Source organism: Actinomadura rubrisoli (assembly GCF_004349215.1).
Taxonomy (GTDB): Bacteria; Actinomycetota; Actinomycetes; order Streptosporangiales; family Streptosporangiaceae; genus Spirillospora; species Spirillospora rubrisoli.
Genome location: NZ_SMKU01000716.1, coordinates 1 through 1,169, shown reverse-complemented (window position 1 = coordinate 1,169; position 1,169 = coordinate 1). Strand labels below are relative to the sequence as shown.

At 73.4% G+C, this 1,169-nt stretch carries 1 protein-coding gene; it reads left to right on the top strand.

What is annotated here, in order from left to right:
• Window positions 1-464 precede the first annotated feature (464 nt).
• Window positions 465-1,169 (top strand): SseB family protein (locus E1298_RS51040; protein WP_243726278.1); only part of this gene is annotated, 705 nt, incomplete at its 3' end.

Sequence of the window (1,169 nt, the reverse complement as noted above, 5' to 3'; positions counted from 1 at the left end):
CCCCCCGCCCGGGCGACACCGGCGCGGCCCCTCTCCCCAGTGGCACAGGCCCGCTACCGGCCACCCCAGGCCCGCTTCCAGGCGACGCCGGCCCACTATCGGGAGCCACCGGCCCACTACCGGGCGACACTGGCCCGCCACCAGGAAACACAGACCCACTGCATGGCGGCACCGGCCCGCGGCATGCCGGCACCGGCCCGCGGCATGCCGGCACCAGCCCGCGACATGGCGGCACCGGCCCACTCCCCGGAATCACCGGCCCGCTACCAGGCGACGCTTCCCCGCTACCGGGAGGCACCAACCCCTTGCCTGGCGACAATGGGCCACTGCCCTGGGGCACCGGGCCGCTATCCGGGACGTCCGATCCCCTGCCAAGGAGCCCTGGGCCCGTCCCAGAAACCTCCGGTCCGTTGCCAGGAGGCTCCGGTCCGCTTCCGGGGGGCACGCCGCCGGTCGGCACTCCAATGCCACTGCCCTTGGACGGCGTCCCCGGCGTCAACGCCGACCTGCTGGAGCCCCGGCTCGCCGACGCCAAGGAGCACGGCGACCACACCACCTACTTCGAGCTCCTGGCGAGCGCCGACCTCGTCCTTCCGGCGACCGGCCGCGCCGTCGAGGACCCCGATCACGCCGAGCTGCCGACCATCACCATCGGCACCGGCACGTACGTCACCGTGTTCACCTCCCCCGGCGCCCTGGCCCGCACCGGAGACCACCCCGGCCTCTACCGCCGCACCTCCTTCGCCCAACTCGCCTCAGGGTGGCCCGACCCCGCTTGGCAGCTCGCGGTCAACCCCGGCCTGCCGAGCGAAGTCCTCTTGGACGCCTCCGCCCTGGCCCGCCTGGACCACACACGCCCACCGGCGCGGCCGTCCACCACGCACGACGTCTCCAACCCCTACGGAACGGTCGACCCCAACGCCCTATCGGGACCGAACCCCGTCGCCGGAGGGACAACCTCCTCAACGAACGGATCCCGGCCCGCATCCAACGGGGCGCCCTACGCCGACGACGCCCACACGGCGATCGACTCATACACGGTGGCCGAACTCCAGGCCGCAATCGAGTCCGGAGGCAAAGCCCAAGACCCGGCCCCACCAACCCCTGAACAGGCGGCCTCCGAAACGGCGACCCCACCGCCCTCGGCGCCGGAACCGTCGAGCCCGGAT